This is a genomic window from Pseudogemmatithrix spongiicola, assembly GCF_030623445.1.
Taxonomy (GTDB): Bacteria; Gemmatimonadota; Gemmatimonadetes; order Gemmatimonadales; family Gemmatimonadaceae; genus Pseudogemmatithrix; species Pseudogemmatithrix spongiicola.
This window is the reverse complement of the sequence record NZ_CP130613.1, coordinates 2,334,931-2,354,928: the sequence shown is the minus strand read 5'-3', so window position 1 is coordinate 2,354,928 and position 19,998 is coordinate 2,334,931. Positions and strand designations below refer to the sequence as shown.

General features: G+C 64.2%; 26 protein-coding genes. 6 read left to right on the top strand and 20 right to left on the bottom strand.

Annotated elements, in window-relative coordinates:
• Nucleotides 1-53: 53 nt before the first annotated feature.
• The gene (locus tag Strain318_RS10810; protein WP_367885714.1) at nucleotides 54-1,529 is read right to left on the bottom strand and encodes a hypothetical protein; all 1,476 of its coding nucleotides are present in this window, start codon (nucleotides 1,527-1,529) and stop codon (nucleotides 54-56) included.
• Nucleotides 1,530-1,711: 182 nt separating this feature from the next.
• Here Strain318_RS10810 and Strain318_RS10805 point away from each other — a divergent pair, with 182 nt between their 5' ends.
• Together Strain318_RS10805 and Strain318_RS10800 are read left to right on the top strand one after the other, a co-directional pair.
• Entirely contained in the window at nucleotides 1,712-2,044 is a 333-nt protein-coding gene (locus Strain318_RS10805; RefSeq protein ID WP_367885713.1) for a type II toxin-antitoxin system RelE/ParE family toxin, read from the top strand.
• 17 nt (nucleotides 2,045-2,061) lie between these two features.
• A complete protein-coding gene (locus Strain318_RS10800) occupies nucleotides 2,062-2,406 on the top strand; it encodes a helix-turn-helix domain-containing protein (RefSeq protein WP_367885712.1) in 345 nt (114 codons plus the stop codon).
• 85 nt (nucleotides 2,407-2,491) lie between these two features.
• Here Strain318_RS10800 and Strain318_RS10795 read toward each other — a convergent pair whose 3' ends face one another.
• Nucleotides 2,492-2,797: a type II toxin-antitoxin system RelE/ParE family toxin gene (locus Strain318_RS10795; protein ID WP_367885711.1), complete on the bottom strand. Its 306-nt coding sequence runs from the start codon at nucleotides 2,795-2,797 to the stop codon at nucleotides 2,492-2,494.
• Between the two features lie 26 nt (nucleotides 2,798-2,823).
• Here Strain318_RS10795 and Strain318_RS10790 point away from each other — a divergent pair, with 26 nt between their 5' ends.
• Complete coding sequence (locus Strain318_RS10790) at nucleotides 2,824-2,967, top strand: hypothetical protein (protein ID WP_367885710.1); 144 nt, start codon at nucleotides 2,824-2,826, stop codon at nucleotides 2,965-2,967.
• A 226-nt stretch (nucleotides 2,968-3,193) separates the two neighbouring features.
• On the opposite strand, the gene Strain318_RS10785 is transcribed toward Strain318_RS10790, so the two are convergent.
• The 12 genes from Strain318_RS10785 to Strain318_RS10730 all read right to left on the bottom strand — a co-directional run bounded on the left by Strain318_RS10785 (nucleotide 3,194) and on the right by Strain318_RS10730 (nucleotide 10,642).
• Nucleotides 3,194-3,481 (bottom strand): hypothetical protein, encoded by a 288-nt coding sequence (locus tag Strain318_RS10785; RefSeq protein ID WP_367885709.1) that lies wholly within the window; start codon nucleotides 3,479-3,481, stop codon nucleotides 3,194-3,196.
• A gap of 82 nt (nucleotides 3,482-3,563) precedes the next feature.
• Nucleotides 3,564-3,959 carry a hypothetical protein gene (locus Strain318_RS10780; RefSeq protein WP_367885708.1) on the bottom strand — a complete coding sequence of 132 codons (396 nt, stop codon included), beginning with the start codon at nucleotides 3,957-3,959 and terminating at the stop codon, nucleotides 3,564-3,566.
• 168 nt (nucleotides 3,960-4,127) lie between these two features.
• On the bottom strand, nucleotides 4,128-4,595 hold the full coding sequence (locus Strain318_RS10775) for a hypothetical protein (protein ID WP_367885707.1): 468 nt from the start codon (nucleotides 4,593-4,595) through the stop codon (nucleotides 4,128-4,130).
• Nucleotides 4,596-4,761: 166 nt separating this feature from the next.
• Nucleotides 4,762-5,256, bottom strand: a complete 495-nt coding sequence (locus Strain318_RS10770; protein WP_367885706.1) for a hypothetical protein — start codon at nucleotides 5,254-5,256, stop codon at nucleotides 4,762-4,764.
• A gap of 722 nt (nucleotides 5,257-5,978) precedes the next feature.
• Nucleotides 5,979-6,266 (bottom strand): hypothetical protein, encoded by a 288-nt coding sequence (locus Strain318_RS10765; protein WP_367885705.1) that lies wholly within the window; start codon nucleotides 6,264-6,266, stop codon nucleotides 5,979-5,981.
• A 28-nt stretch (nucleotides 6,267-6,294) separates the two neighbouring features.
• On the bottom strand, nucleotides 6,295-6,501 hold the full coding sequence (locus Strain318_RS10760) for a hypothetical protein (protein WP_367885704.1): 207 nt from the start codon (nucleotides 6,499-6,501) through the stop codon (nucleotides 6,295-6,297).
• A 163-nt stretch (nucleotides 6,502-6,664) separates the two neighbouring features.
• Nucleotides 6,665-7,204: a hypothetical protein gene (locus Strain318_RS10755; RefSeq protein ID WP_367885703.1), complete on the bottom strand. Its 540-nt coding sequence runs from the start codon at nucleotides 7,202-7,204 to the stop codon at nucleotides 6,665-6,667.
• A gap of 127 nt (nucleotides 7,205-7,331) precedes the next feature.
• Nucleotides 7,332-7,565 (bottom strand): hypothetical protein, encoded by a 234-nt coding sequence (locus tag Strain318_RS10750; RefSeq protein ID WP_367885702.1) that lies wholly within the window; start codon nucleotides 7,563-7,565, stop codon nucleotides 7,332-7,334.
• A 218-nt stretch (nucleotides 7,566-7,783) separates the two neighbouring features.
• The gene (locus Strain318_RS10745; protein WP_367885701.1) at nucleotides 7,784-8,452 is read right to left on the bottom strand and encodes a nuclease-related domain-containing protein; all 669 of its coding nucleotides are present in this window, start codon (nucleotides 8,450-8,452) and stop codon (nucleotides 7,784-7,786) included.
• A 158-nt stretch (nucleotides 8,453-8,610) separates the two neighbouring features.
• Nucleotides 8,611-9,000: a hypothetical protein gene (locus Strain318_RS10740; protein ID WP_367885700.1), complete on the bottom strand. Its 390-nt coding sequence runs from the start codon at nucleotides 8,998-9,000 to the stop codon at nucleotides 8,611-8,613.
• Between the two features lie 99 nt (nucleotides 9,001-9,099).
• Nucleotides 9,100-9,453 (bottom strand): HNH endonuclease, encoded by a 354-nt coding sequence (locus Strain318_RS10735; RefSeq protein ID WP_367885699.1) that lies wholly within the window; start codon nucleotides 9,451-9,453, stop codon nucleotides 9,100-9,102.
• 547 nt (nucleotides 9,454-10,000) lie between these two features.
• Nucleotides 10,001-10,642 carry a TonB family protein gene (locus Strain318_RS10730; RefSeq protein ID WP_367885698.1) on the bottom strand — a complete coding sequence of 214 codons (642 nt, stop codon included), beginning with the start codon at nucleotides 10,640-10,642 and terminating at the stop codon, nucleotides 10,001-10,003.
• Between the two features lie 164 nt (nucleotides 10,643-10,806).
• Between Strain318_RS10730 and Strain318_RS10725 the strand changes: the two genes are divergently transcribed.
• Complete coding sequence (locus tag Strain318_RS10725; protein ID WP_367885697.1) at nucleotides 10,807-11,844, top strand: IS110 family RNA-guided transposase; 1,038 nt, start codon at nucleotides 10,807-10,809, stop codon at nucleotides 11,842-11,844.
• A 460-nt stretch (nucleotides 11,845-12,304) separates the two neighbouring features.
• The gene (locus tag Strain318_RS10720) at nucleotides 12,305-12,835 is read left to right on the top strand and encodes a hypothetical protein (protein ID WP_367885696.1); all 531 of its coding nucleotides are present in this window, start codon (nucleotides 12,305-12,307) and stop codon (nucleotides 12,833-12,835) included.
• Between the two features lie 222 nt (nucleotides 12,836-13,057).
• Here the strand turns inward: Strain318_RS10720 and Strain318_RS10715 are convergent, their stop codons facing one another.
• Complete coding sequence (locus tag Strain318_RS10715) at nucleotides 13,058-13,333, bottom strand: hypothetical protein (RefSeq protein WP_367885695.1); 276 nt, start codon at nucleotides 13,331-13,333, stop codon at nucleotides 13,058-13,060.
• A 287-nt stretch (nucleotides 13,334-13,620) separates the two neighbouring features.
• On the opposite strand from Strain318_RS10715, the gene Strain318_RS10710 reads away from it, so the two are divergent.
• Entirely contained in the window at nucleotides 13,621-14,628 is a 1,008-nt protein-coding gene (locus Strain318_RS10710; RefSeq protein WP_367885694.1) for an NHL repeat-containing protein, read from the top strand.
• 602 nt (nucleotides 14,629-15,230) lie between these two features.
• On the opposite strand, the gene Strain318_RS10705 is transcribed toward Strain318_RS10710, so the two are convergent.
• The 5 genes from Strain318_RS10705 to Strain318_RS10685 all read right to left on the bottom strand — a co-directional run bounded on the left by Strain318_RS10705 (nucleotide 15,231) and on the right by Strain318_RS10685 (nucleotide 19,885).
• On the bottom strand, nucleotides 15,231-15,731 hold the full coding sequence (locus Strain318_RS10705) for a hypothetical protein (protein ID WP_367885693.1): 501 nt from the start codon (nucleotides 15,729-15,731) through the stop codon (nucleotides 15,231-15,233).
• A gap of 252 nt (nucleotides 15,732-15,983) precedes the next feature.
• A complete protein-coding gene (locus Strain318_RS10700; RefSeq protein WP_367885692.1) occupies nucleotides 15,984-17,081 on the bottom strand; it encodes a DNA cytosine methyltransferase in 1,098 nt (365 codons plus the stop codon).
• A 132-nt stretch (nucleotides 17,082-17,213) separates the two neighbouring features.
• Nucleotides 17,214-18,173, bottom strand: coding sequence for a restriction endonuclease PLD domain-containing protein (locus Strain318_RS10695; protein WP_367885691.1), 960 nt, complete (start codon nucleotides 18,171-18,173; stop codon nucleotides 17,214-17,216).
• A 200-nt stretch (nucleotides 18,174-18,373) separates the two neighbouring features.
• Nucleotides 18,374-18,712: a DUF4160 domain-containing protein gene (locus tag Strain318_RS10690; protein ID WP_367885690.1), complete on the bottom strand. Its 339-nt coding sequence runs from the start codon at nucleotides 18,710-18,712 to the stop codon at nucleotides 18,374-18,376.
• Nucleotides 18,713-19,207: 495 nt separating this feature from the next.
• Entirely contained in the window at nucleotides 19,208-19,885 is a 678-nt protein-coding gene (locus tag Strain318_RS10685; protein WP_367885689.1) for a hypothetical protein, read from the bottom strand.
• Nucleotides 19,886-19,998 lie beyond the last annotated feature (113 nt).

Below are 19,998 nucleotides of genomic sequence, written 5' to 3'. Positions count from 1 at the left end.
CGCGCGGGCGCAGCCCGCGCCATCCTCATCGTGGCCGTCAGCAGCAAGCGTCGTTAGGCTGCGGGCACGAGTGTGAGATCTAGCCGTGCCGCCGAGCGCGGTGCTCCGACGCGGAGCGTGATGGCGGCTGGCTCATATCCGGCCGCGCGGACCTCGACGATGACCAGCGCATCCTGGGGAAGCGCGCACGAGTGGTAGACCCCCGAGGGCCCCGCGACGGCTGACGCCTGCTGCCACGCATCAGGGGACCCGCCGGGCTCCCTCCAAAAGAAGCGAAGGTCTGCCAAGGGAACCGCCGACCCGTCGACGCCGCGAACCGCGCCGGAGAGGGATACGGTGCCTGGTGCTCGCGTGCATCCGGTCGCCGCGGAGTCGGCGAGGGCGGGGAGCGGCAGCAGCGCTCCATTTTCGAGCGCGTCGGGGACACCGGCCGTGAACAAGGCGCGTGCGTCCACCGCCAACTCCAGCACGGAGCCGTGCACGCGGATTACGGGCACGTGCCGAATGGTGATCTGATAATTCGAGCGCCCCCGTCGCTCCGACCAGGTGCCGAGCGCCGGCGCGCGGAGCATCCAGCGGCTGACGAACCACAGGCCGCGCTCGAGACGCGAGAACTCCAGCCAGCCTCCCGGGCTGAGGCGCACTTCGGACGCATTGAGCCCGGCGTACCCAAACTCCATCCGTCGCAGCTCCGACGTGCGGCGATCAATCCAGAGCGTGCCCTCGAGCTGGGTGATCGGCCGCCAGCGTGCCGGGCGGAAGCCGACGCCGATCCAGTCGCGGCGCTCGGTCGGCGACTCGACGAGACGAAGGCAGTACTCGTCAAGGAATCGGTCGTCGAGGAACAGGTCGACGCTCGGCACGCGATACTCCACGGCCACGGCGTTCTTCGCGTAGTGATTGAATGGATCGAGGATTCGCGTGACAAATCCAAACTCGAGCAACGAGTCGACGGGTGCGGTGCGGTATGGGCGGAGGGCGTCGGTGACGTACTCGCGGTGCTCAACCTCCATGACCTCGTCATCCCAAGGCGACAGGACCTCCTCGCTCAGACGAACGCGTGTCCGCACGGGACCATCGGGCGCGATGAGCTGCGAAGCGGCCAGGGCGGTCCGCGCCTCGTGGAAGACCGAGGCGACCAGCGAGGCGGACTCCGGCCGGACGCGACAGCGCGTGTCGGCGGCGGTGCGGACGGCCGGTAGCGCGACGGGCGTCACGGGCAGCACGGCGTTGAGCTCCCGGCGCTCTCCCGCGGCTAGGCGAACGGTGCCGAGCACGTGCGGGGCAAATCCAATGCGGAGGGCCCGTATGACGACCGAATCGGCGGTGACGCGCAGCTGCCACGAGCCTCGCGCGCCGGTCACCGCTCGGGCCACCACCTGTCCATCGGCGACACGCTCCGCGATGACCAGCGTCCCCTGAGACGGCGCATCGATATCGGCGCGGCGCAAGACGCCGAACACTTCCTGCGCTCTGAGGACGGATCCGCTCAGCAGGACCAACAGCGCAACGGACAAGACTCTCGGCATCGACTTCACCGCGGAATGGGCAGGACTGTCTTGGTCAGCCTAACGTCTGCTTCTGCTGCGGACACTTCAATAGAACGCGCGGGCGCAGCCCGCGCCATCCTCATCGTGGCCGTCAGCAGCAAGCGTCGTTATGCGGCTATGTCGGTATTGACATATGTCAGTCGTGACATTAGCTTCCTCCAATGTCCCCTCACGACAAGCCGCTGGTCTGGCTGCACGGCGAGGTCAAGACGCCACCCTTCTCGGCTGCGGCGCGCCTCGAAGCGGGCGTTCTGCTGCGCATGCTCCAGCGGGGCGACCGGCTGGGGATGCCGGTCTCGCGCCCGATGCCGAGCGTCGGCCCGCGGTGCCACGAGCTGCGCATCGTGGATGAGAACGTGACGTGGCGCATCATGTATCGGTTGGACGAGGATGCCGTCGTGATCCTCGAAGTGTTCGCGAAGAAGACGGGGCAGACCCCGAAGCACGTGATTGACACCTGCAAGGCTCGGCTGAAGCGCTACGACAGCGTGTGAGGCCACGGGAGGAGCCGATGCGTAAGGAGAAGCGCCAGCGCCTGGAGGCGGCTGGCTGGAAGGTCGGAACCGCTCAGGATTTCCTGGGCCTGACGGACGAAGAGGCGACGCTCGTCGCGGTGCGAGCCGAACTGGCGCGCGTGCTCAAGGAGGCGCGCGTCGAGCGGCATTGGACGCAGGCGCAGCTCGCAAGCGCGCTGGGCTCGAGCCAGTCGCGGGTGGCGAAGATGGAGGCTGCGGACAAGTCGGTTTCGATTGACTTGCTCGTGCGGTCGCTGATCGTGTCCGGGGCGTCCGGCACGAAGATCGGCGAAGCGTTCGCGACGGTCGGCCGTAAGCGTCCCGCGCGCAAGTCCGCATAACGTGTGCTTCTGCTGCGGACACTCCAATTGAATGCGCGGGCGCAGCCCGCGCCATCAATAGCGTGACCGTCAGCAGCAAGCGTCGCTATCGCGCTTCGCCCGGGAGCCGCCTGGGGAAGCGCATCGTCCCGTGAAACACGGTCAGAATCTCGACGACGGCTTCGTGCCGCCGGTAGACGAGGCGATACGGGGGCAGCACGAGTTCCCGCAGGTCGGGAGCGCGACGCTCGGGTACCATTCGTCCGGAGTCAGGGAAGTGCCGTAACTGGCCGACGGACTCCCAGAGGCGGGCCGCCACCTCGCGCGCGACGGCAGGCGAGCTGAGGGCAATCTGCGCGTGGATGCCGCGGAGGTTCTCGAAGGCGTGCTCGGTCCAGCGGATTTCGATCACAGGCCGAGGCGCCGCTTGACCTCTTCATGGCTGATCGTCCGACCGGCGTCAGCGTCTGCGATGCCGCGTTCGATCTCGGCAAGGACGACGAGGCGCTCGATAGCATCCTCGACGGTGGCGTCATCAGGCAGCTGCTCAACGGCTTGACGCAGCAAGACTTTGGCGGTTGACTCGACCACGGCGCGCTCCTGGAGAGATACTGGAAATCTAGCCCCAGGAAGCCTGAGAACGCCACAGACCGTCGGTGGTCGCGATAACGTGTGCTTCTGCTGTGGACGCTCATATAAAAAGGGTTTGGCGGGGCCTCCGCAACAAGCCCGGGCCATAGCGGAGGCCCCGCCAAACCCATCCATAACTGCGGCCATCAGCAGCAAGCTGCGTTAGGCTGCGCCCGCACTACTTCTTCTTGGCGGCGCGCTTCTTCGGTCGTCCAGGGATACGATGAGGAACCGCAGATTCAGCCTGCTCTAGGCCCGCTCTCATCTTCTCGAACGCGTCCCGAGCTCCATCCTTTTTGCCCTGTGAGTATACGGCTTCAAGCACCTGCGAAAGCTTGACTCCCTTGTACAAGGTCATGTCTGCCATCACTTCCTCGAGAGCCGTGCTGACCTTTGCTCCCGAGTAAACCGTGATCCCGTTGCCATTCTCAAGGGGCACGATGGTCTTGCGCTGCTTGGCGCTCATCTTTTCTCCGAAAGGGACGTGACAAGGGTGCTGGACTCAAGGACGTGCATCAATGTGGCGCGGTCAGTTCCGCGGCAGGGAGCTACAGTGCTGCTGATTCGGCGCGTTCTGGAACGCCTTCTGGATTCTGCAGCAGAGACGCCGGCGATTGCCGTGCGTAGGTGACGGCCATGACAAGCATGCCAATACCCTGAAGCGCGCGCAGGACGTCGCCGTCAAAAATCGGTCGAATTGTGGCTACCGCACCCACGAGTCCGACAAAGCCCACGGTGACCCACTTTACCAGCGAATTGGCCGTGGGAGCGACCCGAAACGCCACGTAGCAGCACACGCCCCCGGTGACTGCACCGCTGACGAGCCAAGTGTACCAGTTTGGGCCTCCCGCGAACAACTCGCTTACAAAGGCAGTCAGCCCACCCGCTGCAAGACTCAGGGCAAGTGCGAGCGGAGCAAAGGCAATCCAGCGAAGTACGGTCAATATGTCCTCTCCGAGAATCTTGTTGAGTCGGCCTAACGTGTGCTTCTGCTGCGAGCGCTCCCATAAAATGCGGTTGTGGGGCCCCAGCAGACCTTGTTCTAAGATGAGGCTGGGGCCCCACAACCGCTACACCAGCTGCGCTCGTCGGCAGCAAGCGTCGTTATGTGGTCACGAGCTGAGGCAAACCACGTCGTAGCGCAGATGAATGATGACCGTGTCGCGATAGCCCGCGCGGAGCGGAATAGGCTCACCGCGAGGCACGTAGCCGAACCAGCGTGCGTGGACGTAGGCAACGAGCGGAGCAGGCGTGTCGAGCGTAAACCACCCCGTGCTGTCGACGGTGCCGGTCGCGATGAGAGTGGTCGGCAAGTCCTGATTGCCTCGGAAGACGCGCAACTGCGCGTCTACGAGCACCGAGTCGGTGGTGTCGGCCTTGACGCGCGCCTGGATGGCGAGACCGGCCTGCTGAGCGGTGGCGAGCGCCGGCTCCGGGCGCTCCGCCCGCCGGACGGCGACCTGCGCGAGCCAGTTCTCGCGCCGCGGACACTCACCGTGGAGCGAGCCGAGTACGGCGGGGGGTCGGGAGGCGCACCCAGTGACAAGCAGCGCGACGAGCGGCAGGAAATGCGTTCGCATGCTCCGGAGGTGGCCAGATCCACATAACGTGTGCTTCTGCTGCAGCCGCTCCAATAAGAAGGGTTGGGCGGGGCGTCCGCAACCGACCTAGGCCATCACGGACGCCCCGCCCAACCCACTCCGCACCCGCGGCTGTCGGCAGCAAGCGGCGTTATACCGGCCCATCCTAGCGTCGCGACCCGCGCGCGAAGCTGTCGGCGACGATGACGAGGTCGATGTTCGTGCGGACACCGAACAGGGTGCGGATGCGGCCCGTCGAGTCGGTGAGGATGTAGCCGACGTTGACGCTGTCCGCCGGCCGGATCCAAGTCCAAGTGCGGCCGCTCGACCGGAAGTGCAGCGTGTCCGCGATGCGGGTGTCCACCACCCAGCCGGAGTCCCGGAGGGCGGTCATGGCCCCGCTCAGGTGATAGCCAAAGTCATCGAGGATGGTCGCGAGGGCCTCGTCGCGCTCCAGCATCGAATCGGTGGCGAACGGATGAAAGCCGATGAGGGTGAGCTGGGCAACGTCGATCTGCAGCGAGTCGGGAACGGCCGAGGGGGCGGACGTGGATGGCGAGGAGCCGGCATCGGGCGTCGACGCTTCGGGCGCGGCACCACGATCACAGCCGACGAGCACCGCGACAAGTAGCGCGGCGACAATCCGTGAAAAGCCAGTCATATGCACAGCTCGGTATAACGTGTGCTTCTGCTGCAGCCGCTTCAATAAGAAGGGTTTGGCGGGGCGTCCGCAACCGAGCCTAGGTCATCACGGACGCCCCGCCAAACCCAATCCGCACCTGCGGCTGTCGGCAGCAAGCGTCGTTATCGCGCAGCGGGGGAGTCTCGTCGAGTGTGGTTAGACCGGCATCGGTCAGATCTTCTCGTCGCGCACTACGCCACGCCTGATAAGGGCTGCGAGGCCACCGAAGAGCAGAGTGGTGAAAATGCTCTCCGCGACAACGGTGCCCGTTTCGTAATCGGAGGCTGGAGCAGCCTGTACTAGTTGAATCGCCGCTATGAGGATGCCGGCGACTCCTGCGCCAAGAAAGGTCCGCGCGGAGCTAGAACGAGGCCAGCTGCCTACTGCGGCATATGCGAGTCCGGTTGCGCACGCGACGGCGAGATGGACGGCTGTGGCGACGCGCTCCGCAGCGGGCGTGCCGCCCAAGTACGCGAGCAGAAATAGCGCCGCGAGTACCGCGACGGCGCGACGTGTTCCACTGATCTCGGCAGGAGAAGCCATCTGTGAGCGGATGCTGGGGGAGTCGCGATAACGTCTGCTTCTGCTGCAGCTGCTCCAATAAGACGCAGTTGTGGGGCGGCCGCTAGGCCGTCCCATGCCCTACAGGGCGGCCGCCCCACAACTGCTTCCGCACCCGCAGCTGTCGGCAGCAAGCGGCGTTATCGCGCCGCGCGTCGATTGCGTCGGGGCCAGAACCGGAAGCCGAGGATCGCACCGGCGGCGCCCATGGCAATAAAGTGTCCGAGCGTCATCTCGTCGCCGCGCCACCAGAAGTAGACGGCGGCCAGGCCGGCGACGAGGAACGGCCCGAGGATGAACTGGTGCAGGACGCTCGCGACCATCTGATCCTCAGCGGCGATGCTGTCACCCGTCATCTCCGTCAGGCTCGCGCGCATCCGGCGCGCTTGCTGCGCGCGCTCACTGCGCTGTGCGAGGCGACTCTTCATCGGCGAAATCCTCTGGGACCGAAAGCGGCTAGCGTGCGTCGGGCGAGGTGAGGGCATCGCGCCGCCGATGGGCGTAGCGCAGGGACTCGAGCCCGGCGGCGGCCGCGAGCAGGACGACCATGTAGCGCGGCCCCTCGATGAGCGCCACGACCAAGCTGATCAGGGACAGCGCGAGCGCACGGAACAGCGGCGGACGCGCCGCGTATCCATCCCGAGCGAGCATTTCCTCAGACATAGCTCTCATCCGGTCCGATGTGTATGAGTCGCGATAACGTCAGCTTCTGCTGTGAACGCTTCAATAAGAAGCAGTTGTGGGGCGGCCGCTAGGCCGTCCCATGCCCTACAGGGCGGCCGTCCCACAACTGCATCCACATCGCGTTCATCAGCAGCAAGCTTCGTTATACGCCCGCGCGCTCAGCGGAGTCGAACCAATGCGGGTATTCAGCACCGCTGGTGATGCGCGCCACGTTCACGTGCCAGTCGTTGCCCGTCCACCGGACATGCGCGGAGTACGCCTCGTTGCCGGTGGCCTTGACGAATGCGCGCAGGAAGCGGAGGTCGTGGTCGCGTTTGAGTGACTCACGCCGAGCCGCCTTCGCGCGCCCGCCTTTCCACTCGATAACGGCAATCGGGTCATTCGCGAGACGGCCGGTCGCATCCCAGGCTGTCATCCCAGCCTCCTTCCAAATCAGGAGGTCCTTACGTACGTCCCGCTTGGCACGCCCGGACTTCGCCGCGTTCACGCGCTGGGGAACGGCGCACTCAATGGCGATCTGGCGTTGGCTGAAAAGCGGCGCACCGTCGGCCACCACGTCAGCGAGCGGCCCAAACGCGAACAGACTGACCAGCTCGTTCTCCCTCGCCCAAGGTGCTTCGCGAGCAAGGTCTTGGGAGAAGCGCGCGAATGCGTCCTGCAGTTGGTGCTCGAGAGTAGGCAAGGCCGTCCTAGGTGCGTATAACGTGTGCTTCTGCTGTGGACGCTCCAATAAGAGGCCTGGGCCCTGCGGCCGCTAGGCCGCTTCGGCCCAGGCCATCCCTAGCTGCGGCCATCGGCAGCAAGCGTCGTTATGCCTCCGTGCGGTCGATCTCGCGGTGCTCACGCTCTCGCGCGTCGCGGCGCCAGTCGGAGGCCATCAAGTATCCGACCACGCCACTGCTCGCCGCACCGACGTATCGCCAACTGGGGCCGCTGTTGACCACGACTCCGAGGTCCGTCAGGAGCGCGTCGACGCCGAGGTAGCCGAATGCGATCGCGACGCCGAAGGCGAATGGTACACGTCGCCAGAGACGGACGGCCATTGCGGAGGGGGACTCGCGCTCGTTCATATCGGTATCCTGCGCGAAAAGTGGAAAGGCAGGCATAACGTATGCTTCTGCTGTGGACGCTCCAATAAGAGGGTTGGGCGGGGCGTCCGCAACCAAGCCCAGGCCACCACGGACGCCCCGCCCAACCCAATCCGCACCCGCGGCCATCGGCAGCAAGCGTCGTTATCTGGCGGCGCGCCGATCCTCGCCCGCTACCCGAGGGGCTTCGTGAACTTGCACTTGGGATAGTTGGAACAGCCGAGGAACTGCGAGCCAGCTCCGGATCCGCGCCGCGCGGTCCGGACGCGCAGCTCCCCACCGCACTTGGGACACTCGGTGTCGCTTGCATAGCGCTCACGCACCGATCGTGCATGCTGCCGACCGGCAAGCCAGCCACGCTCGCCGCGAGATTCGAGTGTCGTGACCATGCGAACGACTGCCGCATCGTCGAGCAGGACATCCTGGTGCGATGCAACCCAGCTGCGGTACCGATGCAGCAGCACGCCTGGCGGAACCGCCGTCTTGAAGCGGAATGAGCCGCGGAAGACCACGATACCGTGCAGCGCGTGCTGGCTGACGTGCAGAAGCTCCTCGACGGCCTTGAGATGCCCGAAGTTCTGGTGCAAGGGATTCTGGAACCGGTACTGCTGCCTGAAGTGCACGGCCGTCCAGAACGAATCGTTCGCGTTGCCGAGAATCCAACCGGAGTAGTCCTTCAGCTCCACGACAAACACGCCGAAGCGCGACACGATGAGGTGGTCAACCTCTGTCGTGCCGCGCGTGGTCGGAATGACGATGTTGTGGAAGTGGTGGTACTCGCGCCGAGGCAGCTGGAACGGCCCGTCGCTTACGTACGACCAGAAGCGAGTGAGAATCCCCATGTGAGATTAGGCTGATCTCTCCCTCGTCCAGATAACGTGTGCTTCTGCTGTGGACGCTCATATAAAAAGGGTTTGGCGGGGCCTCCGCTACTAGCCTAGGTCATCACGGAGGCCCCGCCAAACCCATCCTTAGCCGCGGCCATCGGCAGCAAGCGTCGTTATGCCGCACCCATCCGACGCGCCCACTCGATCGCCGCTTCGTGCGAATCGTCGTCTGGCGCGACAAACTCGTGCCACTCGCCAAGGGCGTCACCAAACTCAAATCGAGCTTGATGTTCGGCGTCACCTCTCGACTGGTGCCACGTGTCGCCTGCGAACGTGCCGTCGAGTGTGTAGCGATAGAGTTGGCAATAGCCCAAGTCTTCTACCTCGAGCAGCACGAGCTGGGCAGGAGGCATCAACTGCTCGACCCCTGCGTCGCCGACACGGAGCGTATGGCGCGTGTTCGGGGGTAGCGTAAGCGGCCCAATCAGCGCGACGAACGAGCTTGGCATACTCCTAGTGCGCAGCGTGTCGGCATAACGTGTGCTTCTGCTGTGGACGCTCATATAAATAGGGTTGGGCGGGGTCGCCGCAACCAAGCCTAGGCCATCACGGCGACCCCGCCCAACCCAATCCGCACCCGCGGCCATCGGCAGCAAGCGTCGTTATGTTGCGCCCGTGCTGGCGCGCGCTCCTCGCCGCGCCTGTGCGGTGGCTCGCAACCCGTCTATGCAGCCGACCAAGCCGTCCCACGCATCTGCGAGCGGTGGCCGATCGCGCGGATCGTCGAGGCCGAGCTCTGTGAGCGTGAACGCGCGCTTGCCATAGTTGCACGACCAGCAGCAGGCGACCAGGTTCTGCTCGTCATTCGGACCGCCAAGTGCGAGCGGCACGACGTGGTCGAAGTTCGCGCGAAACGCGATGACGGCACCGTGCTTGGCGGCGTTCCCGCTTCCCTCGGCCCGGAAGACGTCGGGTCCGAGTGCGCGACTCAGCCACCGAAATACAGCGATGGGCACGACGGGAAGGGCACAGTAGCGGCAGCGGAATCTGTCACGCTCGAGGATGGCGCGCAGTCTCGGGGAGGCAGGCATCCGCACGCGAATCCCGCGCGCCGTTCGAGGCGCGAGTGTCGCGTTACGAACCCGAAAGAAGCCAGAGCGCTGCCCGTGCTCGACGTACCACTCCGCTAACGCTTCGCCGCGAAGCTTTGTGAGGAGCTGAGCGCTCTGCGAAACGTCGCCGCGGGACGCCGCGTGGACCACGCGATGGAGTGTTTCGATTTCGCGGCGAAACCAGTCGGGCGGGGGCAGGGGCGCCTGCCGACTCCATCGGCTGCTATCTGCGCCGAGTTCGGTGCATTCAGGTCCACGGCACATGATGGGCGGGCTGTCGTGACTGAAAGAACACGCGCGTCAACATAACGTGTGCTTCTGCTGCAGCCGCTCCAATAAGAAGGGTTGGGCGGGGCGGCCGCAACCGAGCCTAGGGCATCCCGGACGCCCCGCCCAACCCGTTCCGCACCTGCGGCTGTCGGCAGCAAGCGGCGTTAGCAGGCGCGCGCGCCTAGCGCTGGAGCCGGAAGAGGAACGGTTGGACGACGCGGGTGCAGGTGGCCATGCCGGTCGGGGACCACGGGCGGAAGCGGATGCGCGGGAGCGCCTCCTGGACAGCCCGCAGAAAGAGCCGGTGCGTTGCGCGGAGCGGGAAGGCCGAGGCGGTGTCGATCTGGCCGAGGGTGTCGATGGCGAAGGTATAGTGCACGGCCCCCTCGACGCCCTCGCGCTGGAGCGCGCGGGGATACCGTGGACCGGGCGAGCCCGGTGCCAGGCCGATGGGTGTGATGGAATCGCCCGGCAGGGTGTCGGTGAAGATCCGCGGGTCGGGCGTGAGGGTGATGCGATACTCCCGGCTGAAGAACGTCGCCGCGCCCGTGCGCTCCGGGGCGGTCTGCACATCCACGACGGGCGGGCTGGAGATGCGGAGCCGAAAGTCCGCGTGCTCCGGCACGGCGAACTCGAAGAGTCCGCCGAACCCCGAGTACGTGGAGTCGCGCGCGACACCGGCGCTATCGAGCAGTGTGACGTGGAGGCAGAACATGGGCCGACCGCTCGACACCTCGACGAGGCGCCCGCTGAGCGTCGCCTGCGCGGCAAGCGTCGTCGGCAGTGCGAGCAGCAGGAGAACCGTGAAAATGAGTCGAGGCATGTCCTGTCCTGCTAACGTTTGCTTCTGCTGCGAGCGCTCCCATAGTTGGTATGAAGCGGCGGCTGGACCTCCGCCCATCGCGGGGTGCAAGGTTCTGCCCCATACCATCTACCGTGCTCACCGTCTCGCGACGGGGCACACTGCGGAGGCCAGCCGCCATGGATATGATAGGGATTGATCTCCACAAGCGCGAGAGCCAACTCTGCATCCTCGACGCGGAGGGGCACGCGACGGAGCGGCGCATCGTCACGAGCCGTGACCGCTTCACGGCGGTGCTGGGGTCGCGTCCGCCCGCGCGGATCCTCGTCGAGGCGTCGACCGAGAGCGAATGGGTCGCGTGTCACCTGGAGGCGCTCGGCCACGCGGTGATTGTCGCCGACCCGAACTTCGCGCCGATGTACGCCACGCGGAGTCGGCGCGTGAAGACGGACAGGCGCGATGCGCGCACCCTCGCCGACGCGCTCCGGCTCGGCGCCTATCGGCCAGCGCACCGCGTGTCGGCCGCGCGCCGCCACGTGCGCGCCGAGCTGGCGGTGCGCGAGGCGCTGGTCCGCACGCGCACGCGGTGCATCGCGCTCGCCAAGGCGCTCGTGCGCCGCGACGGCCTGCGCGTGCCGAGCAGCACGGCCGCGAACTTCGTCGAGCGACTCACGGCGCTCCCCCTCGGGTCGACGCTGGCGGCCGAGCTCGCGCCGTTGATCGCGGTCCTCGGCCCGCTGAACGTCCAGATCGAGGCCGCGGACGCGCGCATCGCGGCACTGGGGCGCACGGACCCGATCGTGGCGCTGCTGCAGACGGCCCCCTCCATCGGGCCGGTGACCTCGAGCGGCCTCGTCGCGATTGCGGATGACGTCGGCCGGTTCCCGTCGGCGCACCAGTTCGAGGCCTTCCTCGGGCTGGTGCCCGGGGAGCGGAGCTCAGGCGAGAAGCGCCGGGTCGGGCACATCACGAAGGCGGGCAACCGCCGCGCGCGCTATCTCCTGGTCGAGGCGGCGTGGCGCATCCTCCGCTCGAAGGCGGCCGACACCGCGGTGCTGCGCGCGTGGGCGCAGCGCATCCTGCATCGGCGGGGCAAGAAGATCGCGGCGGTCGCGCTGGCGCGGCGGCTCGCGGGCATCCTGTATGCGATGTGGCGGGATCAGCGGGCGTATGACGCGGGCCAGCTGCGGATGCCGCCGAGCGAGCCGGTGCACGCCGCGTAAGCACCGCGGGCATGCAGGACCTGCGTAGGATCGAGATGACTGAATCGGGCGTGGTGAGCGCGACGCATTTTATGGCCGCTGGTGAGAGCCGACCCATAGTTGGCGCCACCACTCCTTCGCAGACCCCAATGCGCCGAGGCCGCGGGCCTCACGAGTGAGCGCGAACAGAAGGATGAGCAGCACCTCGAGCCGCGCGGGCACAATCGAGAGTTGCAACAGCGTCAGCACATCTGGGGCTTGACGCGGGCCGCCGCTTCACAGAAAAATGCGGTTGTGGGGCCTCGCCAAACCTTACAGAAGATGAAGGCGAGGCCCCACAACCGCTACCGCCCCCGCGCTCGTCGGCAGCAAGCGTCGTTATACCGTTACGCGCGATACCGTAGCCCCCGTGCGGTTTGTGCGACGATTATTGGAAGACGCCTCGAAACGAGTGACCCAAGGAGGAACTGTGCGCTCATCGATGACTTCATCCGCCAGTCTCGCACTCGTGAGTGTGCTCAGCCTCGCAAGCGGTTCACTGGCAGCGCAGCCGAGCGCGCCGGATCCTGCGCGCGTCGCGACGACGATATACGTGGGGATGGGGGAGTTCGCGACGCCGCTCGATCCTTTTGACGGCAGCACGTCGGTGCGCGTGCCGCTGCTCGGTGCCTCGCTTCAGTTCGGCGGCGGACGGCGACTCCGGCTCGGCGTCTCGGCTGGGGCCGGAGCATTGCCAGGCGGAACCGCGGGTGGCAGCACGTCGTCGGGCATCTATGGTGAAGCGGCGGCTTTATGGTTGCTCACGCCGGAGACGCGCAGCTGGGGCGTATTTGTGGGCCCGAGCGTGGCGTATACCCGCTTCGGTGTGGGGCGTACGGGTTTTGGCGGCGCAATCTCTGCGGGGGCACGTCGTGGCATCGGTCCACGCCTGACCGTGCGAACGCACGCGATGTCGGGAGATGATAGCCACGTCACGACGCGTGTGGAGCTCGGGCTCCTTCTGTCGCGGTAAGGACGTTCGCCGAACGCAGGGCAGGCGAACATTGCACACGCGCTGCACTTCGTCAAATCGGTATAACGTATGCTTCTGCTGCAAGCGCTCCCATAAGATGCGGTTGTGGGGCCTCAGCAGACCTTCATCAAGATGAAGCTGAGGCCCCACAACCGCTACACTAGCCGCGCTTGTCGGCAGCAAGCGTCGTTATATGGCGACGCCGGTGCCGCGCTCGCCGGTCTACCAGGAGAGCTGGACGACGCCGAGGAGGATCGCGGCGGTGACCAGTCCATAGAAGAGCCGCTTCCGCGACGGCGGGAGGGTGAGCCAAGCCTCGATCGGGGCGACCCAGGCGGATGCGGCTAAGAGCGAAACGCCCGTGGCGAACATCAGCCGCTGCCAGCGGGGCTCGGCTACCGGTGAGAAGAGGCCGCCGGTGAGCGCGCTGGCGAACGCGAAGAGCGCGAAGGACGTGACGAGCCAGCGAGAGCTGCGAGCGAGACGCGGGGAGACCATGCTCTCTCCATTCGGGCGGTCCATATAACGTGTGCTTCTGCTGTGAACGCTCATATAAAAAGGGTTTGGCGGGGCCGCCGCAACCATCCTAGGGCATCACGGCGGCCCCGCCAAACCCAATCCGCACCGCGTTCATCAGCAGCAAGCGTCGTTATGCTGCTCGTCGCGATCCCACGTTGCCTCGGCGCACACAGGCCATGAGACTTTACGTGAACCATCCCGCACATATGTTGACTGTGGACGAAGCGAGCTGGCGGCGGCGAGCCATGACGATGGGAGGAGCCAACGTGAGACTGACTGTCAGCATTTCGCTCATTGCCGCGCTTTCCGCTGCGGCGATCAACTGCGAAGCGCAGTCCGCTCCGAATTGGGTTGTCGGAGGAGAGGAAGGTGAGGGGACCGAACTCGGCGCCCGTGCACGTGTCTTTCGGTTACCGAATCACTTGCTCGTAGTGGAGCGTGATGCGCCGTTTCTCAAGCTCGTCACTCCTGAGGGTCGGGTACGGCAGCAGATTGGCCGGCTGGGAGGAGGACCGGGCGAGTTCCGGCAACCGAGCGCGGTGTACTTCGACTTGACGCGACGCGAAGTGCTCGTCGTCGACGGGGCGGCGGTCCGGGTGTCGGTCTACTCGCTGGGGGACTCGCTACGATTCGTCCGTTCGCTCACCGCCCCTGAGCCATCGCTGGAGGGCGTGTGCCTGCTGCGTGGACGACTCTTCGGTCTAGTGCGAAACTCGGCGACCATGCTTAGGGAGTTCGCCGTCGAGGGAGATCGGCTCGTAGTCAAGCGCGCATTCGCGGAGCCAAGATCTCTCCATCCCCTCTCCGCGATCCCAGCTCTGCGAAATGAGGCGTCGGGGTCGTTGCACTGCGACACCCGCCACGGAGAACTCGTGGTCGTCTCGCGGACCCTCGGTGAAGTCCATCGCATCGACCCCGAGGGGCGACGGCATGACGTCTATGCATTGCCGGGGTTCGCTGTCATGACAATGGTTGCGAACGGCGGGGGATTCGCCGCTGAGATACGCCAAGGGGACACCTATGACATCGTGTCCAACCTCGTGTCGCTCGCGGACAACCTCGGCATTGTCGTCGCGCGTGGACGGATGACTCCCCAGGGCCGACGAACCGTCGGGTATCTCACCTATACGCTCGCCGCGCGCACTTCCGTCGCTGCGCCGCCATTGGAAGCGTGGGGCCAAGTGGGAGCGTTCGGCGCGCAGGTAGTCTGCCTCCAAGAGGAGCCGATTCCGACGCTGGCGATGTTCTCTGGTCGACGCTGTCCGTCTCGATAGGGCGTCGTGGCGCGCTGATGTGGAAGGGTTCAGTGGAGCCGAAAACCCATTCGTACACGTGAACGCCTCGGTGTCAGCATAACGTGAGCTTCTGCTGCAGCTGCTCCAATAAGATGCAGTTGTGGGGCGGCCGCTAGGCCGTCCCACGCCCCACAGGGCGGCCGCCCCACAACTGCTTCCGCAGCCGCAGCTGTCGGCAGCAAGCGTCGTTATCGCGCGCGGCGTCGGCGCGCGCGGCGGAGCGCGCAAACTGCGCGGGATGCGTAGGCGATGCCCGTCGAGCGGCCTGGGCCGTCCGCCAGGATCCGACCGTAAGTCGCGAAGTCTGGCGGGACACCCGCGCGCAGCACCGTTCGGAGCGGACCCCAAAAGCACCATCGCTGAACCCGCGGATCACAACGCACTGCTCGCGACGCGAATGCTGCGAATCGCCTGTCCCCCGGCACAAGTCGCGATAACGTCTGCTTCTGCTGTGAACGCTCCAATAAGAAGGGTTTGGCGGGGCGTCCGCAACCGAGCCTAGGCCATCGCGGACGCCCCGCCAAACCCAATCCGCACCCGCGTTCATCGGCAGCAAGCGTCGTTATCTGGCGCGGGCAGAATCAGAGTAACGTCGGTTGCCCAACAAATGCCGGCGGCTGACCGGCCAGTGGTGACGGGGACTCCACGACGCCCCACACGTCTTGGTGGAAGTCCATCACGCACAACATGCGCGCGCCCGAAGCAGGGTGACGCACAAAGATGTATTCGAAGGCGCCCGCTTGTACCGACTTCCAGCGCTTCGCGCGGAATCGAGCATCGAAGGTGCTGACGAAGATTGCCGCAGGGCGCTGCTCCTCGATGCTGTACGGAAACATCCCGATTACACGAAATGCCTCCCTGCCGGGATTGCGACGATAGTCAAGGACGAAAAGTCCGTGAGCAATCTTGTGGAGAACTCTCGCAATCGGAACGTTCTCAGGAAATAGTGCTACGCGCTCACCTGACGGATCGATCACCGCAGTGTCGTCGATCCGCGCCGCGAGACGTCGATCTCGTGCCATGGCGCGGTCAACAGTACCACCCGACGAAACGAGATTTGTCGCGTGCTGAGAGGTGCCCACCTGTGCTAGTAGGTTGCGGACATAGTTCTCGTCCTCTGAGCGACCGCCGTTGCATGGCTCGCAGCTTGGAACGGACCGAAGTGTCGAAGGCAGCGGCGGCCGAAGGAACGCCTGCGGGGGTACATGATCCTTGGTATCTGCAGGTCGCCCGCAGTAGGTACAGGCTCTCAGTTTGCGCGACATTTGCGCTCGTCGGCAGCAAGCTTCCTTGTCTGGCAGCGATACAAAAGAATGCGTCGTATCTGCAATGAACTAGGAGGCAACCTTGGTGCGCTGAGCTGGAACCGACTGCTCTCCTCGTAGTTCAGCCACGAGTCCAGCGTACTTTCCGCCCAAGCTTGCTGGCACCCGAGGATATCGTTGGCCTGCAAGAGTGAGGAACAGTGCACGAAAGACCTCTGCGGCTCCCGCAGGCGGAACTGCCATCCCAATCTGACGTCGGACCGCTTCCTTGCCTCCCTCGAACACGTAGTCGTCCGGAAATGATTGGAGGCGCGCGCGCTCACGATTGGTGAGAGCTCTTGGCTCACTCCAGTGATACACATGCGTGCCACCACCACCACTTCCGGTAACCGTGTAGGAGGGCTGGTCCGGGTTAAGGCGGCGATAAATCTGACTGATGCGCGCACCCTTCACGTTGAGCCTGTGCTCCTCGGGAAGGTTATTCGAAAAGGCATTCTCCCCAGGAGCCAGCGCGTTCAAGCGCTCAATGACCCGCTGTGACTGCTTGGTGTACTCGTGGTTTGGCGCACTGGCTGGAATGGGCGGCTCCTCGATTGCCTGCTTCGCGGTTCGCGGAGCTTTCCGAGGTGCAGGCACTTCAAAGCGCAACCCGAGATCGTCGCGCAAGCCAACGATCAGGACTCGATGACGCCGTTGCCCGACTCCATAATCTTCAAATCGAAACAGATGCGGCGTCAGCGAGTAGCCGAGGTCGGAGAAGTCGCGCAGAATTGTCTCGAGAGCCTCGCCAGAGTTCGCGCTTCGAATTCCTCCGACATTCTCCGCAACGAACCACTTGGGCATCGAGTGCTCAACTGCAGCAACGCAGTACTTATACAGAGGCCCGAAGTTTCCGTTGACGCCCTTGTGTTCACCCACGAGGCTGAAGTCGTTGCACGGAAAACCAAAGGCCATGCCGTCGACTTGCGGAAGCGACTTTAGAGGAAACTTTCGAATGTCTGCGGTATGAACTTCCGCGGTCGGGAAGTTTCGCTTGTACGTAGCCGTCGCGTCGGCGTCATAGTCGAGCGCCCAAAGATGCTTCAACTTCAACCCAACCTCGCGAGCAGCGAGGTGCGCGCCTAGGCTCAGCCCGCCCGGGCCAGAAAAGAGTTCTCCGAAACGCATAGGTTGGTCTCCTAGAGTGGGCTGAACCGCTGTCGTGTCCGACATAATAGCCCGAAGACAAGCCGTAAATCAAGCGGGGTTCGGTGAACCGAGAGATTGTGATTCGAGCGTGGCAACCGGGCTTCCAATAGTCTAGCCGAACAAGCCAAACTCGATTGCGAAAGTCTCGTCATCGACCGCGTAAAGGCGAAATCCGGTAACCTTCGCTCGCTTGAGGTCGGACGCTTCGATTAGAGCGCCCGACGGTAAGCCAAGTTCGGAGCGAATGAATCGGCCCATTATCGCATTGCTGTCCGGCGTCTCGATCGCCTTGTCGCCATCCTGCGCTACGACGGCGCTCAACGCAGTGCCACTAGCTGACAAGAGCGTGAACCGCAGTCCTCGCCGTGGCAGAAACCCACTCCTCGCAACAACGGCAGGTACTGGCAAATAGGACTGGTCTCGATCTCGTCCTGGCCTGTGTCCCCAGTTCAGTCCGTAGGCGACACCCGTAGCCGTGCGGGAGTTCAGGAGTGAGATATCAGCAAACTTCTCGCCTTCTCCCTGCCAAGGACGGTACTGCGGAATCACTCCGGTGACTCGGGCGCGAGCGCGCGGATTGAGAACAACCAGTTCACCAGGCATCTTCGGGTCGTCGCACGAAATCGACGTCGCCGCCACGCTGTTCACGAGCGCAAGACCTGCCGCTGGGTCAGCCGGAACGAGTACCTCTCGATACCCTCCCAGTAGACCGTTTGAAGTAAAGTTCGCCGATCCTGCAAATGCGAATCGCGGCACGCGACCTTGGCACCACACATACAGCTTCGTGTGCACTGGCTTTCCTCGCACCACGTATCCAACGCGTACGCGGCCGGGATAGTCAATGTTCTGTAGCGAAACGAAGCCTCTGTGCGCTCCCAGCGAAATTCCATCTGCGACGACCATACCGACCGTGACGTTTACCTTCACGGAAGTCGCGCCTTCTCGCGCGAGAAGCGAATACACAATCTGAGGCGAGGCATAGCCGCTCAGAACGTGAAGCGAGTTGCACCCCGCGCGAAGAGGCTCGGCAAAAATGGCGCGCTCAATCTCGGTGTCTTTCCAGATGGTCATATTCGCAGGTGGCACGAGGTCTGGTACGGCAAAACTGGAAACGTGGGGCTACTCTAAGAGCACCGCTGTGCGCGAGATAGCGCGTCAGTGCAGTAGGAGGACCGCTTCGGCCAAGCGAAGGCTTCAGGTCCAGATAACGTATGCTTGTGCTGCATCCTTACTCGCGGCTGTCAGCAACAAGCGTCGTAATCTGGCCGCGCTCAATCCTTGAAGTCGCCGACCGGGCAGTCCGTTGGTCGATTCAGGTTCCACTGCTCGATAATGTGAGCACGGTTCTTCTTGTACCACTTGCGAATATTGCGTTCAAAACGGTCAAGCTTGCCCTGCATCTTCGCTCCATCGGAAATGCGGAAGTTCGCTGACTCGTCTCCGTACTTAACACAGAAGTGCGGCGGAGGGTGCTCGTCGGCAAAAACAAAAACGAGCAGCCCACCAATTTCTCCGACTTTGACCTCATTGAGTGAGCGGCGTCCCGCATCATCATAGATTGGCCCCGCTTCGAGGTCCTGCAGAAGCTCGGCGACGATCGGGCCGGTCACTGCGACCCTCCACTTGCTCACCAGTTTTGAGCTTGGGTCAAGTCTTTAGGCACCGAATGAAGCCCCGCGTTCCCGGGCAGGGACAGAATCTCCGCAACCGCTGCTGAAAACGCTGCGCGAGCTCCGCCCGATTCTCGGATGAGGGCGGCCATCGGTGGCGCTGGAGCGTCCGCGCTCAGCGGAACCATGCTTGCCACGCCGGAATCCGGCAACTGCCATGGGCTAGCAAGCACGAGATACGAATGAATCACCTCAGGTCCGGTAGCTCCCGTTGGCGAGGGACGGTAGAGATTGAAGTGAAGCCGCAGGCGATCTGTCATATTCCCGGGAATGGTGAGTCCAGATAACGTTTGCTTCTGCTGCAGCCGCTCCAATAAGAAGGGTTGGGCGGGGCGTCCGCAACCAGCCTAGGCCATCCCGGACGCCCCGCCCAACCCACTCCGCACCTGCGGCTGTCGGCAGCAAGCGTCGTTATCGCGCGTTCGGAGAAGAAACCTAGTCCTGGTGGAATCCTCGGCGAATCCATAGGACGCCTTCGCGCAAAACGATAACCGAGAACGATGCGCCACTTGCTGCGGCGAGTATTACCAAGAACAGAGAGTCCCGCGATGAATCTGAAAGCGCGAGTGATGCTGCAACGGCCGCCCCTGCAACTCCAGTAACGATAGCTACCCGTCTCCAGCCGCGAGAGGAGTACGTTGCCACAATGGCCAGCGGCACTAGAAGTACCAACCCAATCAGACATCCATTGAGGAACGCGAGCGACACGGCAAGAGTATCTGCGCGAAAGTCCTGAGAAGGGAGAGGCGCGAAGTCACACGGTGTCTCTGCGGCAAGCAAAAGAGAGTCCGCAACGGTGATCGTGCGCGCGGGGGGTGGGAGCGTCGCACGTTGCGCAGGACTCATCAAGGAGACGAGACTTCTCTCCTTCTGGTAGATGCCAAGGCTATCGATTAATGCGCGGCAACGCCGATTCAGGCTGTCCGCGTTCTTGTTGCCACGGAAGGGGTTGGGCGTGCCTTCCACGAAGGTGCGTACGCGAGCAGAAATCGACGTGCTAGCTACGTAGCTCTGCCAGCCGGCCTTCTGTGTGTCACGCTCGCGATAGGCCACTTCGGCGCCGAAGAGCAGGGTGCCGATAAGCACAGCGATGATCGCGGTCTGGCGCTTCACTCGGGGTATCTAGTTTGGTGTGAGGGCGGACCGGCGCGAGTCGCGATAACGTATGCTTCTGCTGCAAGCGCTCCCATAAGATGCGGTTGTGGGGCCGCTGCAGTCCTTCACTG

Coding starts and splice junctions, on each gene's coding strand:
- Strain318_RS10765 (WP_367885705.1), bottom strand. CDS start 6,266: ATGAAGAGTCGCCTCGCACAGCGCAGTGAGCGCGCGCAGCAAGCGCGC.
- Strain318_RS10790 (WP_367885710.1), top strand. CDS start 2,824: ATGGCTGATCGTCCGACCGGCGTCAGCGTCTGCGATGCCGCGTTCGAT.
- Strain318_RS10715 (WP_367885695.1), bottom strand. CDS start 13,333: ATGGTCTCCCCGCGTCTCGCTCGCAGCTCTCGCTGGCTCGTCACGTCC.
- Strain318_RS10740 (WP_367885700.1), bottom strand. CDS start 9,000: ATGAGCGTCCACAGCAGAAGCACACGTTATGCCGACACGCTGCGCACT.
- Strain318_RS10695 (WP_367885691.1), bottom strand. CDS start 18,173: ATGACCATCTGGAAAGACACCGAGATTGAGCGCGCCATTTTTGCCGAG.
- Strain318_RS10805 (WP_367885713.1), top strand. CDS start 1,712: ATGTCCCCTCACGACAAGCCGCTGGTCTGGCTGCACGGCGAGGTCAAG.
- Strain318_RS10720 (WP_367885696.1), top strand. CDS start 12,305: ATGACTTCATCCGCCAGTCTCGCACTCGTGAGTGTGCTCAGCCTCGCA.
- Strain318_RS10760 (WP_367885704.1), bottom strand. CDS start 6,501: ATGTCTGAGGAAATGCTCGCTCGGGATGGATACGCGGCGCGTCCGCCG.
- Strain318_RS10750 (WP_367885702.1), bottom strand. CDS start 7,565: ATGGCCGTCCGTCTCTGGCGACGTGTACCATTCGCCTTCGGCGTCGCG.
- Strain318_RS10810 (WP_367885714.1), bottom strand. CDS start 1,529: ATGCCGAGAGTCTTGTCCGTTGCGCTGTTGGTCCTGCTGAGCGGATCC.
- Strain318_RS10745 (WP_367885701.1), bottom strand. CDS start 8,452: ATGGGGATTCTCACTCGCTTCTGGTCGTACGTAAGCGACGGGCCGTTC.
- Strain318_RS10730 (WP_367885698.1), bottom strand. CDS start 10,642: ATGCCTCGACTCATTTTCACGGTTCTCCTGCTGCTCGCACTGCCGACG.
- Strain318_RS10785 (WP_367885709.1), bottom strand. CDS start 3,481: ATGAGCGCCAAGCAGCGCAAGACCATCGTGCCCCTTGAGAATGGCAAC.
- Strain318_RS10775 (WP_367885707.1), bottom strand. CDS start 4,595: ATGCGAACGCATTTCCTGCCGCTCGTCGCGCTGCTTGTCACTGGGTGC.
- Strain318_RS10700 (WP_367885692.1), bottom strand. CDS start 17,081: ATGCGTTTCGGAGAACTCTTTTCTGGCCCGGGCGGGCTGAGCCTAGGC.
- Strain318_RS10725 (WP_367885697.1), top strand. CDS start 10,807: ATGATAGGGATTGATCTCCACAAGCGCGAGAGCCAACTCTGCATCCTC.
- Strain318_RS10770 (WP_367885706.1), bottom strand. CDS start 5,256: ATGACTGGCTTTTCACGGATTGTCGCCGCGCTACTTGTCGCGGTGCTC.
- Strain318_RS10800 (WP_367885712.1), top strand. CDS start 2,062: ATGCGTAAGGAGAAGCGCCAGCGCCTGGAGGCGGCTGGCTGGAAGGTC.